The sequence below is a fragment of the Paenibacillus sp. DCT19 genome (assembly GCF_003268635.1).
Classification (GTDB): domain Bacteria; phylum Bacillota; class Bacilli; order Paenibacillales; family Paenibacillaceae; genus Paenibacillus.
Genome location: NZ_CP029639.1, coordinates 4,869,932 through 4,884,103 on the forward strand (window position 1 = coordinate 4,869,932; position 14,172 = coordinate 4,884,103).

Sequence of the window (14,172 nt, forward strand, 5' to 3'; positions counted from 1 at the left end):
GTTATCCCCAGATTTTTCTGATTCCCTTTTTCTAAGGGAAAATCCGGGGATAAAGGCGAACGCTTCGCTTCTTCACGTTATTTCTGTCCTCTCCGTTCTTGTGTAAATGTCTAGTTCAACCTTTACAATTTAATGTTAGCCCGACAGGACAATGATCGCTGCCCATCACATGGCAGTCGATGTGTGCATCCTTGACTTTTGAGACCAGTTGATTCGATACCAGAAAATAATCGATACGCCAGCCAACGTTCCGTTCTCTAACCTTTGGCATATACGACCACCAGCTATACACATCCGTGCGATCCGGATACAGGTGACGGAAACTATCCACATATCCTGTCGCGAGCAAGTCCGTCATTTTACCTCGCTCTTCTAATGTGAACCCTGAATTGCCCATATTGGGCTTCGGATTCTTCAGGTCAATCTCTTGATGGGCCACATTCAGGTCACCGCATACGATAACCGGTTTGTTCGCTTCCAACTGTTGAAGGTATTTCAGGAAACGATCCTCCCATTCGAGACGGTAAGGTAATCGGGTCAGGTCACGCTTTGCATTAGGTGTATACACATTCACCAGATAAAATTCATCAAACTCCAGTGTAATCATTCGACCTTCCGGCTCACTGTCTTCCTCCATCCCATACCAGACGGAAAGTGGCTTGATCCGAGTAAATACAGCCGTGCCGGAATAGCCTTTTTTGATCGCATAATTCCAGTATTGATATACATCCTCACCCAGATCCATCTCGATCTGGCCTGCCTGTAGCTTCGTCTCTTGCACACAGAAAATATCAGCCTGGCTCTCCTGATAATAATCCATAAATCCCTTGGTCACACATGCCCGTAATCCATTTACATTCCAGGACACTAATTTCATATCCTCATCTCCTCACATCTCTCCAATATAGCATGGGCGAATTCGCAAGGACAAGGTGATCAGGCATATTCGATTTCTGTTTGATTGCGATTTACGTATTATCAGAGCGAATAAGAAATATTTATGAATATCTATTCATTTGTGTGGGAACAAAACATTGTACCTTAAAATGGTATTTTCTTTTTAGGTAGACACTTAAAAAAAACTTCATGTTATCATGCAGGTTCAAGTGGAAAGTGACCCATAAAGTTAGACAAATTGAAACACCTCCAAGAGAATTCGACCATATCGTAAGATCTGGAGATAACTTTAGAGGTGTTTATGCTTCACTATTTTCTAGAAAATCCTCTTCTTCATAAGGATAATTCAATAGTGCTAGATTTTCTTTCGTCAGATACCATGCTCTATAATCTAAATTGCTATTAATAATCAAACGCCCTTTAATTCTTTTAAATAGAGGGCACGCAGTTTGATCCTCAACAACCAAATCCAGATTGTTTAAATTCAATAGTTTTCCAACGACTTCAAGTAGTTTTAGCCATCCGATTTCAATCGTATGCGTTTTAAATTGAATACTAATAAAAACATTCGTATCTACACCATACGCTTCAAGATTTGCCTTCCGATAACGTTCTGTATAGTCCTCATCATCATCTAAATTAATGCTCATTGAAAAATATGTGCAACCAACACTTACGCTGTGAGTATAGGATCTGTCCCATACTTCTGCCTCATAATCAATTAATTCTACAAATAATACTTCGCATAACATACTATACAGCAATTTGCTCAATTCTTCTTTAGGAAAATCAGAACCAATACTTAACGAATAATCCACTTACTCATACCTCCAATATGCTCTAGTTACTTGACGGCCTTCAATGACTAATAGTTCATTTAAATGTTTTAAATCCTTGTGAGTCTGACCTAATATAAACTCTATAAGTTCAGTTCTTTTTTCAAAAGGATAATCATTTAAATTCAACACTATTCTCCTTGCTTGATTTGTGGTTTTATCTCTGAGCATTTTACTAATAGTACTTAGATTAGTTGATTCAGGAGCATAACAATCAAACACTTGTCCTTCAATTATGAAATCTGGACTTTTTCGTGGACCAATACCATCGACTTGGATTTGCTGAACGGATAGGTTATGAAAGATGGCATTCAGTACACGATTTCCTTGTCCACTGGCATGGTCTTTTCCCTTGCCGCCCGAACTAAAGCGGACAGGAACGATTCCGGTAAAACGGGCTAACTTGTCGGCATTGGAGAAGGGACGAATATCTCCGATTTCAGCAATCAGTTCCGCCGCTGTAACGGTGCTAATTCCATCCATCGACTCTAGCCTGTAATCAGTCTGTGCCAATACGACCCAAAGCTGTTCCTCAATATACTTGATGAGTTCCCGACTTCTTCGCATGTCCCCCACCATGTTGACGATGAGGAAGTCTCCGTATTCTTGGAATTTCCGCTTCGTCTCGCCATCCTGCTTCACCAATTCCAGTATTCCTTCTGCCTTACGGGTGGAAAAGGTGTTATGATTTGCTTCACGTAAATACTCCGCCAGTTCATCTACCCCCACCGTCAACGCCTGATGCGGTGCAGGATACTTCTCCCAAAAAGCAAGGGCGGATTTACCGTCAATGTCACAAAAGGACTTCTTGTAAGACGGATAGTGATAACTTAACTGTTGATGCATTTGATTCTTCAAGCCACTGCGAATTGGTTGAAACGTTATTACCATTATATGGAATATGCACCTTGCTTTCCTGCATCTACTTTTGGTGCTCCATTTATACCTGCGTCAACCGTACCTTGACTCGGTAACTTATCAGAATATCCCGTCCCCTAGGTTGTAAAGCTATTTGGCATAACAAAAAGCGATAACTGGATTACCAATTATCGCAAACGATATTAATAATTTAATTTGTTATAACGTCACAGCTATATTATTTTCTAGTATAGTTCTAAAATTAGAATAATTCCTCATCATATTATTACCGTACGCACTCACGGCCTCATTACCATTTATCATACTCTCATAATTTTCTTTAAATTCTTTTTTTATGGGCTCATCTAAACTTGCATAGTACCTTTTAGTGGCTTCTTCTGCTAATTTACGAGAACCATGAGTTAATATAAAATTAATATCAACCACATAACCATTTGAAGGATAAAATCCTCTCATAGCAACTTGTTTCACAAAGTTTTCTAGGTCATTCATACAGCTTTCTACAATTGGCATGAACGAGCTATCTAACCAACTAGTAAATTCTTCAATTGTCCGATCCCAATCTTCTTCATTTGCTATGTTCCAATATAAATGACCTTTTGGTACATTACTTTGACGGGTATTATTATGAAATATTTTATCTTTTGATTTTAATGGGATAATTGCACATTCACCATAAAATGCTACATTTTTATCTGATATATTATTCCAACTTGTATAAAAAAATATCTTACACATGAAATTCCCGTCTTTTTTTGTCATCCAATGACCTGACTTAGAATATTTCCAACCACTATTTATATACTTTTCAGATATTAAACTACATACATTATCAAATACTTCGTTTGATTTCATACTTTCACCCCAAATACAAGTAATCTAGGATTCATATATTTTAAACTCGATTCTCAAATCTTGAATATTATTTCTAAATACATCCAACATTCTATTGCAATTCTCAGTTGGTTTATATTTAAATCTTAAATCAAAAATAAACCCATCTACTGACTTAGCATCTGGATAGATGCTATAGGCTTGCCCACTTTCAATAAATGATATATATGCATTAATTTTGTCTTGCAAAAATGTTAAGTGTTGGAGTTCATTTTCCCAATCTAAATGGTCTGCAATCATTAACGCTAACTTATTTTCATTTTTACCCTTTCCAATTCCATCTATTTTATTTTTATCCAATACTGACATTTGCATCTCTCTTCGGTTAACGTTAGCATGGTGATCGGATGAGAGGATCGATGAAATCAATCTTTTGAAATCAGCCCCCAGACTCTTTCGGCACAGGATGGGCAATTTATAGTACCTTAACATCAACTAAAAAAGCTCTACTCTTTTAGCATTTCAAAAAATTCAGTTATATTACAGGCAACCATTTGTATCACAGGAGAAAATTCCTCAGACTCTTCATGAAACCAAATAACTACTGTAGGCTCTTTTGTTTCTCTGAAATCTAAACAAATAAAATCTCCTGAAAAAAGCGCTGCGATCGGGACTACATTCATTCCGACTAAATCTTCATTGTCAGTTAATCTATCCCCTATTTGTGTAATAGTAACCTCAATATCATACCAACCATTTATGGGATCAGACTCACTGTCATCTAGTACACACAAAAATTTCTCAATAAGATATTTATGCTGATTAAAACTAAAAACATTAGTGATTGGTACAGCTCCATTATTCTCCTTAATAAAGATTCTATAAGCTTCGGGAAATGAAACTCTCAAGCTTCGTTCGACTACATCTAATAATTCATCGCTCGGTAATGGTAGAACAACTGTATTAATATCCATTCTCATCTTTTTCTCTCCCTATATTTTATCTTTTAGCGTGCGCCCAACCACCAGGAGCTCTTCCACCTTTATGATTTATGGAATTATGTATACCAAAAGGTACTAGTTCCATTCTACCGTTAATTTCAGAATGAAAATTATTTTTTTGATGGATCTTGTATAACTAAACCTCATACACAATCCTCAAATTGTTCTTTCACGATAACCATCGCGGCAAGCAATCCTGTCATTACGTACAAGTTGCAGCTAAGTCTTGACATGATTAATGGTCGGGCTAACTACCCCGAATGATGCTTTGTCTTTTCATCTTCCCAATCGAGGCGAAGTATACTACAGTTACGAAGAATTTTATAAATCGGTGAGAAAGCGAACATTACAAAAAACAGGTCGATCATGGTGGTATCTGACCATTATCAACCTGCTAGATGTATTGGAATAGCGTTATTCAAGTTATAAAATTAAAGCATTTGATGTACGTACAACAGAAATGAAGAAATCTCTTTCGACGATCATATCGATTACTACTGTAATATTAACCGTTGTTTAGCTAACCTGTCCCCCGCCGTTGTGCGGGGTTTCTTTTTTATACAGGTCTTAACTGCCACGTCACCATTGGACAGCGCTAATCTTCTTTTAACTCATCCATTTTTTGTGTATTTCCCCAATTATAGTCGAGGCAAGTACTTGTCTATATTACTAAGATCTAATGACTATGAGCGAATATCTAGTTAGTTTATGCTACTAGCACAGGAGCTGAAACTTCAATCATAACTGAATTTCTCGAATTGAGCCGCCAATCATACTGATTTAAGAATTGAGCAACTTTGCTTCTCCTGTTTGAACAGAAACTCTATTCGGTGTCGTACAAACTACCAATAAACTCATTAATATTCTTCGCCAAAAAAAACATGTTTTCCATAGCCTCATCATACTCTTCATCATGTATCCAGAAATAAATCTGCTCATAGAACTCTTCAGTAACACCTAAACAAACCTGGTTACCACCTGAATCACTAGCAATAGGAATAAAGCCAATTTCCAATATATCATCAAAAAAATCAAATTTTTTTTCTAGATTACTTCTCATGCTGCCAATTCCATAAAATATATTTAATGCACTTTCACCCTCATCCGAGGAGATTTTAAAGACATTCGGTTGAACACGCCCCCCATTATATTCTAATAAAAAATCTCTATATAACGTAGGTAATTTGATATTTGTAGTATTCTCAAAATTTTCTATTTGCTCTAAAGATACCTTATCATGTACTCGTACAACTTCAGCCATAGAAACTACTCCTCACTATTTTTTGTTTTGTTTTTACCATTGACCTTAGATTGCCCACCAATATGTTTGAATTCGTCATGAATATCTTCTTCCACTAAAACCATAGTCTTACCATCTTCATGATGATGCCATGTATATCCATCAGGGGGTTCATTTTTACTCGGCACTGGTGGATCAGAATCTTTACTTAAGCCCGCTTCTTTATTTGCGTTCTCGAAATCTTTATGATTATTTTTTGGAGATGAAACTTTTATGGTTACTGGTGCCACAGTAGGATGATAGTATGGTGAAAAATCAGGGTAGCCGCCTGGATAACTTACTGAAATTCCATTTTTGTTAGTATATGTCCAAGTTCCATTCTCATCAATTGAAATAGTTCCTCCCTTATCATACCATTTTTTTGGAACTCGTGAGTTCATAGGTTTTGTTTTCATTATTTCTTTAGTGAAATCTGATAGGTCTAACTTCCCTGTCTTTTTACCCGTCCCCTCAGTTCCACCCTTGAGGTCTTCCTTACGGTTACCTGATGAACCCTGTCTGTCCATCTTCATAATGACTGGTACGTTCCCACCGTCGGGTAATTGTACGTACCTAATACGCCACGGGATACTGGCCGCAGCACCTTCCGTCATTTTCCCCACCGCTTTAGCGATGAGCTCGCCCAACTCATTCAGAGATGGAGGAAGTAATGCCGCATTGGTCTTGAATTTCCCATCTTTTATTACAGCAGCGGCACCATCTGGGCCATCTCCATCTCCATGAAGGAAACCTTTTGGCCCCGAACCATCTCCATGGTCCGACTTACGTCCCAATTTATTGATTTTCATGGCGCTTTTCTTGACTAGCGAACTGCCTCCTAGCGCCATTCCTGCAATGTCGAGCTGAGCTAAATTAGCTTCCGCATCCGAGACACCCGCCTGTTTACTCTCTTCTTCGGTGAACGTCAGCATGGTGATCGGATCCTTTTTGGCCTGGTTCATGAGAGGAGTGATGAATTCACTCGCAACCCCTAAGGCGTCATTCCCGAGCTCACCCCAAGACTTTTGAAGTGTCACCACATCGCTTGCATAGTCCCATGTCTTGACTAGACCTTGCCACGTTGCATTCCTCTCCTCTAACGGGCCGACATATCCACCATCTTTGAAGCTACTATACGTGGCTCGGACTTGATCGGGGCCTTCGAGTCCGGTATATAAGATGTCCGCGACATCTCCTACCATGCGGAGCAAGCTCTTGCCTTCATCAATGTTGCGATTCAGTTCGCTTTGGTGCCTAAGCTCCCAATTGCGCGCTAAGCGTTCTTGCTTCAATACTGCTTCTCCCATGCTTGCCAAAGCTTGGTCGAATGCCGACTCAATCATCTCAAATGAACGATGAATCTCTGCTTCAAGCAGCACCTTCTCACTCTTGCCGTTTACCTCTTCGACTAATTCCACATGATCGGTTGCTGTTTGAATGAAGAGACCCTCAGCCCCGGTGAGCGAGACATTCCCACCGCTAATGTTAACGTCTCCCATCGATTGAATCTGGATATGCGTCGTACTGTTTAAGGTCACCCCGTTACCCGCCGCCATGGAAATGTATAATGAGCCCTCTTGAGCAGTCATGACCAACTCACTGTCTCCGAGCGTAAATGACTTTCCTTGGGGATTTCCAAACGACTTGACGCCAGGATCTTGCATCACCTTGCTGCTTTTTGCGGCATGCGTTGCTTCCTTGGGCTCCTCCCGAACCGATTGCATGACCATCGCTTCATCTTCTTCAGCACTTGGAAAGTACAGTTTCACCTTTGCACCAGGCTCAGGCATCATGTACCATACTTGACTGCCTTCTGCGGCATATGGAAACCATCTTGCTTCGCCCGCTTGCTGATCTTCATCCATATCAAGGTGAACTTTGACCTGATTTCGCTTTACATCAATGATTTTACCATCTATTGAAGCGCCAATGATATCCGTCTGCAACTTTTTCGTCAAAGGATGGAAGGTTGGCAACGCGCAGGTATACGTCCACTGTAACAATCCACGATCCATGACTGCTTCGCGGCGGTTGATAAGGTACGTCGCTCCATCACAAGATACTTCGTCGCCTGGCTGTAGTTCCTGTCCCAAGTTAAAGGTAAACGTCGTATATTGCTCTTCATTCACTTGATGCTGCTCATGAGCTACGGTATGTAAATAGTTCTCCAGATTACGTGCCTTCTCATACGGCCGTTCCTTCAGTTCGAAGCTCCTTATACCTTCCGGATAACCAATCCAAAAACGAGGTTTGTGCGCGGTCACGTCAGGGATAAGATCCGCTCCCATGTGGGAAGCAATCCGCTTCAAAAATGCCCAATCTGTCTCCTGATACTGCATAAGAAAGACTCCGGTCTTGTTTTTCTCCAAGGCATAGTCGATATAGTCTCCTTCAGGATACGCGTCCATAACGCGATGGACAATATCCAGATATCTCAGGTTCTCATTTTGAAAGGATCTCGTTCGCTGAAACGTGTCCAATTCGTAGGTATGAGAGATGACCACCGCTCTTACACAAGTCATTCCTCTGAACGCTTCAATGGAAATATCATGTAACTGCCCTTTGAACAACGGAATCTCCCGTCCCGTATTATCTTTTCGAATGAATCCGACACGATCGTGGCTCCCCGCCTGTTGAAGAATGGTCTCTTCCCAGTCTTCATCGATCCAGCCACTAAAGGATAAACGGGCATGTGAACCGGCCTGCTGGATCCACTGTAGTCGATCCAATCGTACAGGCCCATACGGCCAATGGATTAGGATGTCCTCGTATGTCAGTGTCGATTGTTCTTCGTTCTGCACGACGTTCCCCTTTCTTCTCCTTTTTACTTTTAATTACAGTTGTCCGTCCTCATTTATTGTTATCGTTCCACCCTTGCGACAGATCAGTTCCGACCTGTTAAGAAGAGCTGACTCCCCCTCCACTAACACGTCCTCTTTGCCTTGGGTCCATTTGTTGAAAAACGTATCTGGCACACATAACGCTCCATCCACTTTGCAAAACCCGCAACGTCCCACGTTGGCCAGTGGTATAACGTCGGCAACGTTCATTACAGGCTGTTCTTTAATATAAATTCCGTGAGAAAGCGGTAGATTTAGCACGCCGGGTTCCGAGCCCTCACTGCAGGATATCTCTGCACCACGAACCACATACGTAAACTCACCGCTGAACCCTCCGGACAGGAGGGCTTTGACAAGCATGGGAAGCAACATGTTTTCTCCTCCTCTGCAAAATATGTGTTGGCCATCCGTCTATGCGGTGACCTGAGCACACATGAATATAGCCCTTGTTATCGGTCGCCATATTTGAAGCTGTTCCATAGGAAAGCGAACATTGCCCGTAACCAGTCTGCCGTCCACCGAAGTTACGAAGAATATGTCGTAAGCGATGCCTCGCACCGATGGTTGGATCGATTCACTGTAAAACATAACAAGAGGATCTCCATGCACCGTTTCTTCATGAAGCCACTGTGCATCTTTTTTACGGATTCGCATCTGCTCAGTCATGGCATGACCAATGACTTCAACCTGGCTGGCTTCAAGCGGATGGTTCAATCTCGTTAGACCGAAGGTAATCCCATGTATTTCGTCTGTCCACATAGCTGCTTCATGTCCCTGACGGTTATGATCCTGCTGTAACTTTCCCCGGGGCACTTGAACCAAAACATCTGGTAACGGAAGCAAAAATCCATCCCCCCAAAATTGTTGTGGAGTAAACCTGATTAATGTTCCATGAAGGGTGAGATTGCCATGCCTAACACCGTCGAAGATCTCTTCTTCCGTCAATGCATTGAGCTCCAATATCTCGTCTTCCTGGGCACGCTTCGCGAGACGGATACTACGATCTAATTTCAGTAGCACTTCGTCACCATAGGGTTTCATTCCATCTCCACCTTCCGAAATACAAAGCCTGTGAACCCCGTCGGAGAATGCTTTCGGCCAAATCCAGACGAACCAGTACACGCGTTTCTCTTACATCGCCCAACATCCATATCCGCTGATCCTGCACCGCTTGCGCATCCAATACGAGTTGTTTCAATGAACCATCCGGATGAAAAACACTTTTCTTGGAGAATGTGGATGCGTTGGAGAGTTTAAAAACCCAGTAGCTGAATGGTTCGCCGTTCTCTTCATTGATAAAGGTTACCGATTTAAACGGAATCGTTTCGTCGACGTTCTCCATAAGCCGCTTCATGCGATCGCTCATATAGTAGGCAGGCCTTGTTATCCAATCGGTCATTTCGTCATGAGGTTTTCGCTCGATCCTCCGAACTGAAGAGAATGGCAATTCATCATAAGGCGTATCTATAACTGGTGGCCTGAATACATTCAATATTCGTTGGTCTTCGATCAGTTCGTAATATTGCTGGACCATAGTCCCTCCTTGTCTTCTCGCGTGGGTAGTGCCACCCAAAGTACCGATGCCAGTTGCTTGTCGCTCCATTGGTCTTCATACTTATCGCGATCATGAATCCATACCTGTGCACCTGTAAGATTTGCCTCTTTGAAATCGGCTTGAGCCAAGTTCGCGCCTCTCAAATCCGCGTTTTCTAGATTGGCTCTCTCGAAGGAAATACCTTGAAGTCCCAGCGAAGTTGTTGCAAATCCATCCCCGTTTCCTCCATCCGAGGTTTCCGAAAGGTTGGCTCCCTTCAGGTTACATCCCCGAAAACTGGCATCGGTGAGCACGCTTCCGCGAAGATCCGTTTCGCTTAGGTTGCTTCGGTGCCACTTTGTGCCGATGAGAACGGAATTTATGAAGCTACATTTCCTAAAGTCAGCGTCACTGAAGTCCGAATACCGAACATCGACATGATCAAATGAACCCTCAGGCAAAGAAAGCGAAGTATAGTCCCCATAAGCATTTTCCAAACCGTCTGCTGTTGATAATTTTTTTCGAAGGTGTTGTATATTTCGGTGATCGCCTTCCCTGATGTGCACCGGTTCACTATAGTCCTTATATTCCCCAACCCTGATCTGGAAGCGATCTGATCGATCTAATGCTTGCATCTCTGGCAAGTTCAAGATATGGGGTACAGCCATTCGGGCGATGGTCATAACGAAGGCATTGAATTGTCCTGCCGCTTGCAAGATCATCCGTTCTGCATCCGATGCGTTCAGCTTTCCTCCATAGCGTTTCATTTCTACAATTAGCGAATCCTGCAGTTCGTTCAATGGCGCAAAGGCCCATGTTGCGTCGTATTCGTGGAAACATCCGATACTATCCCAATACCAGTCCTCGGAGTAAGCCTCCAAGAGGTAGGCATAGCTACCATTAACTAGCGACATTCTTAGCATGGAACAATGAATGAATGCGACAGAACTCTTGCCTTGCTGTTCCTGATCCATTTTGGCTTGAATACATAGCTGTCTGATCGACTCCACGAAACCTTGGATTAATTCCTCTCTGTGTTCCACAACATAAGTTCTAAGGGTTGAAAGAGCATAGTGAATGGCAGGTTCCAGTACGACCTGATTGAAGTGGGTTAAGGCCTCTTCTTTATTCATTGTTGTTCCTTTCCAACGTGGTAGCCACTGTTCTTGTTGTCATGGCCAGAAACTAGTTCAGTTTGATTTCAGATCCATGCATTTTCAGCTCTTCTTCTAACGTAATCGTGTTGCCCTTACCGGTCAGTTCGATTTTACTGCCAGCAATGCGAATCGTTTGTCCAGACATGACAACGTCCTGTCCGGCTGTGATACTCACATTCTGATCGCTAACAATCTCAATGCCGCTTTCATCACTGACGGTAATGTACATGCCTCCTGCAGAAATGACGATTTTATCCGGAGCAAGCATGATTTCTTTGCCATACTTCGTCCGGAAAGTCTTGATGTCCGGGTTGCCCATCCGATCTTCGGGGACAGGAGCGGGGGAATTACCCGTACGCTCTCTGAAGAACTTCCCGCGCCGGCGGAACTAACGCTGCTACGTTTAGGACTGGAAGCACCCGAACTTCCACCCGAGTATCCTCCGTTTGGAGATGCTCCTGTCGTCGTTCCAGACGAGCCTGATGGTTTAACGGCCTGTTCAGGATCCTGCCGCTTGACAGAGCTGATGGCGATGCCTTCTTCTTCTTTTTTACTCGGAAAATAGATTCGGATATGATCGTTCACCTCAGGCATGCAGTACCAGCCGGTATTATTCTCAGAGGCGTAAATAGTAGAATACGGAAAATAGTAAGCCGTACTCTCATCCTGCTGCTCATCCATATCCAGCTTCGCTCGGACTTTATCCCCTTTGACCTGAAGCACTTTAGCCTGAATCGATGCGCCAATGATGGACGTATTATAGCGCTTCTTTTGCCGCAGTCCTTCAAAGGGAAATAATGAATAGGTATGCTCCAACAGGCTATCTTTAAAACGCGAGGTGACCTCGCCGACATTCCATCTTCGCCCTTTGAATTGAACTTCCGATCCCAAAGCAAACCATTGCCTGCTATCCGCCTCGTATACGATATAATCAAGGTCTTTTGCACCAGGCATCTTATTTTCCATTGCTGAACGGTAATCGGCAATTCGTTTGGTAGCGATATAATGTGTAGCCAAGAATTCTCCCTTATACTGACCTTCGGGCACGCCAAAGTAGAACTTGGGCTTCCCTGACGTCGAATCGGCAATCAGCCCCGTATAGAAATGGGAAGCCATCCGTTGAATGAATTGCCAGTCTGTCTCTTCATACTGCATTACAAAATCGCCAATTTTCTTTCCTTCCGTCACGTAATCAATCACATCCGAACCGTCATAGGGGATATGATTTTCCTGACCAGATTGGCATAGGTGAGGTTCGGATTTTGGAATGAACGTTTGTGTAGCTTCAGATCCAGCAGATGGGTATGGGATATCGCATCTACTAAAAGCGTATGTACACCGTTAACGACCTTCACTTTGACATGAAGCACAATACCGGAAAAAAACGTAGTTTCATTCCCTTCATCGTCCACCACCTTCACTGTGATATCTGTCTGAGATGTCGTGGCTTGTACATAACTGTCTTTTCGCACCTCCGGTATGACCGCTTCCAATTTTAATCTGGCATGTCCATTTAACGATCGGTGAACTTCAAGTGTTTGCAAACGAGTGATTTCGTACGGTGTTATCTTCACCTGACCGTACGTAATAGCGGAAATACTCACAACACGCCTCCTTGTATCCAACATTATTTTCATAATAATCCTAAATAACATGTATTTATATTAATCGGGATTTTATGGACAATATTGAATACGAAGAAAGTATCAAATTATGAGGTGTATTTGTGCAATATGAACGGTTTCATTTCCTATGAATTTGACCACATAGTGCCTCTTCGTTAATGAGGATATGTCAACTCTGAGATAGAATCGAAGTACAGAGGGAGGATGGAACGTAATCGTTCCAATTTGTATAAAGTCTCTAAAATATAAAGTCACAGGGTAATTAAATATACGGAACAAGACGCAAGCGGAAACCTGGATGGGATGGTATTGTAGCGGTCAATGGAGAATCGTTAACCAGTACAACGACGGCAATAGTCGAGGCTACATAACTTACTGTAACTCAATTCGTATTCAAACAAGCTAAATAGCCAGTCACCGGTTCATTGGCGACAACTGGCTGCTTAAAACTTGAAAGGTGTTTTGATCCCTATCTCACAAATAGGATCAGTCCCTAATCTTTAAAACTAAGTGTGTTTTAATCGATCAAGCCGTTAACCGTGATTACGTCCCGGGTTTGATCCGTTTAATAGCTTGACCCATTGACAAACACGAATTTGAGACACATCAACAGCTCACTCCATTTCTTCTGGGCTACGTGCGGATTCTTTTGCATGACCTTTTTCACTTCTCAGTTTAGAGAACACGGCGAGGTCAACGTATCTACCCTTCTCAAACTCATGCTCCCGCAACACGCCTTCCTGCTGGAAACCAAGCTTGCGCAACAGGTGAATCGACGCCTCATTCTTCGGTTCTACTCTTGCTTCGATCTTATTGAGCTGCATGCTGGTGAATCCAAATTGCATAACTGCTCCAGCTACCTCAGTCATGACACCTCGTCCCCAATAATCAGGGTGTAGATCGTATCCAATCTCAGCACGGTTATGTACTTCTTCCAAGTTGAGAAACCCACAGGTTCCAATGACTTTCCCAGATTCACAATCCTCAATCATCCAACGCAAACCTGACTTTTCTCTGAAAATCTTCGCATACCAGCTCATTTCACCGTTCGCATCATCCACCGACTCAAAAGGTGTAAACGGCATAAACTCAATGACAGCTTCATTCGAATATAATTCCAAAATATCATGGCTGTCTTTGACCTCTGCCGACCGGAGGTTGAATCGTTCTGTCCTTAGTTGAGGAAATTCATCAAAATCAAATCGATTACTCATAGGTCATCTCCTTTGTTTTAGAATATTTTACAACGCTTCTCTATAGATAAGAAAGCCTATCTTAGACAGACCCTCC

At 42.3% G+C, this 14,172-nt stretch carries 17 protein-coding genes; all 17 read right to left on the reverse strand.

The window, feature by feature from the left end:
- Positions 1–115: 115 nt before the first annotated feature.
- Positions 116–877 carry an exodeoxyribonuclease III gene (locus DMB88_RS22310; protein WP_128103114.1) on the reverse strand — a complete coding sequence of 254 codons (762 nt, stop codon included), beginning with the start codon at positions 875–877 and terminating at the stop codon, positions 116–118.
- 319 nt (positions 878–1,196) lie between these two features.
- Entirely contained in the window at positions 1,197–1,715 is a 519-nt protein-coding gene (locus DMB88_RS22315) for a hypothetical protein (protein ID WP_128103115.1), read from the reverse strand.
- Positions 1,716–2,579 (reverse strand): transposase, encoded by an 864-nt coding sequence (locus tag DMB88_RS22320; protein WP_164848767.1) that lies wholly within the window; start codon positions 2,577–2,579, stop codon positions 1,716–1,718. It abuts the gene before it with no gap.
- 231 nt (positions 2,580–2,810) lie between these two features.
- Complete coding sequence (locus tag DMB88_RS22325) at positions 2,811–3,467, reverse strand: hypothetical protein (RefSeq protein WP_128103116.1); 657 nt, start codon at positions 3,465–3,467, stop codon at positions 2,811–2,813.
- A gap of 24 nt (positions 3,468–3,491) precedes the next feature.
- The gene (locus DMB88_RS22330; protein WP_128103117.1) at positions 3,492–3,815 is read right to left on the reverse strand and encodes a DUF6572 domain-containing protein; all 324 of its coding nucleotides are present in this window, start codon (positions 3,813–3,815) and stop codon (positions 3,492–3,494) included.
- Between the two features lie 137 nt (positions 3,816–3,952).
- On the reverse strand, positions 3,953–4,426 hold the full coding sequence (locus tag DMB88_RS22335; RefSeq protein WP_128103118.1) for an SMI1/KNR4 family protein: 474 nt from the start codon (positions 4,424–4,426) through the stop codon (positions 3,953–3,955).
- Positions 4,427–4,445: 19 nt separating this feature from the next.
- Positions 4,446–4,574 carry an HNH endonuclease gene (locus tag DMB88_RS22340; protein WP_343224519.1) on the reverse strand — a complete coding sequence of 43 codons (129 nt, stop codon included), beginning with the start codon at positions 4,572–4,574 and terminating at the stop codon, positions 4,446–4,448.
- 696 nt (positions 4,575–5,270) lie between these two features.
- Positions 5,271–5,708, reverse strand: coding sequence for an SMI1/KNR4 family protein (locus tag DMB88_RS22345; protein WP_128103119.1), 438 nt, complete (start codon positions 5,706–5,708; stop codon positions 5,271–5,273).
- Positions 5,709–5,713: 5 nt separating this feature from the next.
- Entirely contained in the window at positions 5,714–8,527 is a 2,814-nt protein-coding gene (locus DMB88_RS22350; RefSeq protein WP_128103120.1) for an HNH endonuclease, read from the reverse strand.
- 33 nt (positions 8,528–8,560) lie between these two features.
- Positions 8,561–8,938 (reverse strand): DUF4280 domain-containing protein, encoded by a 378-nt coding sequence (locus DMB88_RS22355; RefSeq protein WP_174715313.1) that lies wholly within the window; start codon positions 8,936–8,938, stop codon positions 8,561–8,563.
- Positions 8,939–8,977: 39 nt separating this feature from the next.
- Complete coding sequence (locus tag DMB88_RS22360; RefSeq protein ID WP_128103121.1) at positions 8,978–9,607, reverse strand: hypothetical protein; 630 nt, start codon at positions 9,605–9,607, stop codon at positions 8,978–8,980.
- Positions 9,591–10,100 carry an imm11 family protein gene (locus DMB88_RS22365; protein ID WP_128103122.1) on the reverse strand — a complete coding sequence of 170 codons (510 nt, stop codon included), beginning with the start codon at positions 10,098–10,100 and terminating at the stop codon, positions 9,591–9,593. Before DMB88_RS22365 ends, DMB88_RS22360 begins: the two co-directional genes overlap by 17 nt.
- Positions 10,076–11,233, reverse strand: coding sequence for a pentapeptide repeat-containing protein (locus DMB88_RS22370; RefSeq protein WP_128103123.1), 1,158 nt, complete (start codon positions 11,231–11,233; stop codon positions 10,076–10,078). Before DMB88_RS22370 ends, DMB88_RS22365 begins: the two co-directional genes overlap by 25 nt.
- 52 nt (positions 11,234–11,285) lie before the next feature.
- Positions 11,286–11,486 (reverse strand): hypothetical protein, encoded by a 201-nt coding sequence (locus DMB88_RS31490; RefSeq protein ID WP_254438304.1) that lies wholly within the window; start codon positions 11,484–11,486, stop codon positions 11,286–11,288.
- Entirely contained in the window at positions 11,429–12,445 is a 1,017-nt protein-coding gene (locus tag DMB88_RS31495) for a hypothetical protein (protein ID WP_254438305.1), read from the reverse strand. The genes DMB88_RS31490 and DMB88_RS31495 overlap by 58 nt, the downstream gene beginning before the upstream one ends.
- A gap of 8 nt (positions 12,446–12,453) precedes the next feature.
- Entirely contained in the window at positions 12,454–12,861 is a 408-nt protein-coding gene (locus DMB88_RS31500) for a hypothetical protein (protein ID WP_254438306.1), read from the reverse strand.
- A 635-nt stretch (positions 12,862–13,496) separates the two neighbouring features.
- Positions 13,497–14,096, reverse strand: coding sequence for a GNAT family N-acetyltransferase (locus tag DMB88_RS22380; protein ID WP_128103124.1), 600 nt, complete (start codon positions 14,094–14,096; stop codon positions 13,497–13,499).
- Between the last annotated feature and the right edge of the window lie 76 nt (positions 14,097–14,172).

Excerpts from the sequence above, each read along its gene's own strand:
- DMB88_RS22310 (WP_128103114.1), bottom strand. The coding sequence starts at position 877 with ATGAAATTAGTGTCCTGGAATGTAAATGGATTACGGGCATGTGTGACC.
- DMB88_RS22330 (WP_128103117.1), bottom strand. The coding sequence starts at position 3,815 with ATGTCAGTATTGGATAAAAATAAAATAGATGGAATTGGAAAGGGTAAA.
- DMB88_RS22355 (WP_174715313.1), bottom strand. The coding sequence starts at position 8,938 with ATGTTGCTTCCCATGCTTGTCAAAGCCCTCCTGTCCGGAGGGTTCAGC.
- DMB88_RS22360 (WP_128103121.1), bottom strand. The coding sequence starts at position 9,607 with ATGAAACCCTATGGTGACGAAGTGCTACTGAAATTAGATCGTAGTATC.
- DMB88_RS22370 (WP_128103123.1), bottom strand. The coding sequence starts at position 11,233 with ATGAATAAAGAAGAGGCCTTAACCCACTTCAATCAGGTCGTACTGGAA.
- DMB88_RS22345 (WP_128103119.1), bottom strand. The coding sequence starts at position 5,708 with ATGGCTGAAGTTGTACGAGTACATGATAAGGTATCTTTAGAGCAAATA.
- DMB88_RS22335 (WP_128103118.1), bottom strand. The coding sequence starts at position 4,426 with ATGAGAATGGATATTAATACAGTTGTTCTACCATTACCGAGCGATGAA.
- DMB88_RS22320 (WP_164848767.1), bottom strand. The coding sequence starts at position 2,579 with ATGCATCAACAGTTAAGTTATCACTATCCGTCTTACAAGAAGTCCTTT.
- DMB88_RS22380 (WP_128103124.1), bottom strand. The coding sequence starts at position 14,096 with ATGAGTAATCGATTTGATTTTGATGAATTTCCTCAACTAAGGACAGAA.
- DMB88_RS31490 (WP_254438304.1), bottom strand. The coding sequence starts at position 11,486 with ATGTACATTACCGTCAGTGATGAAAGCGGCATTGAGATTGTTAGCGAT.
- DMB88_RS22365 (WP_128103122.1), bottom strand. The coding sequence starts at position 10,100 with ATGGTCCAGCAATATTACGAACTGATCGAAGACCAACGAATATTGAAT.
- DMB88_RS22325 (WP_128103116.1), bottom strand. The coding sequence starts at position 3,467 with ATGAAATCAAACGAAGTATTTGATAATGTATGTAGTTTAATATCTGAA.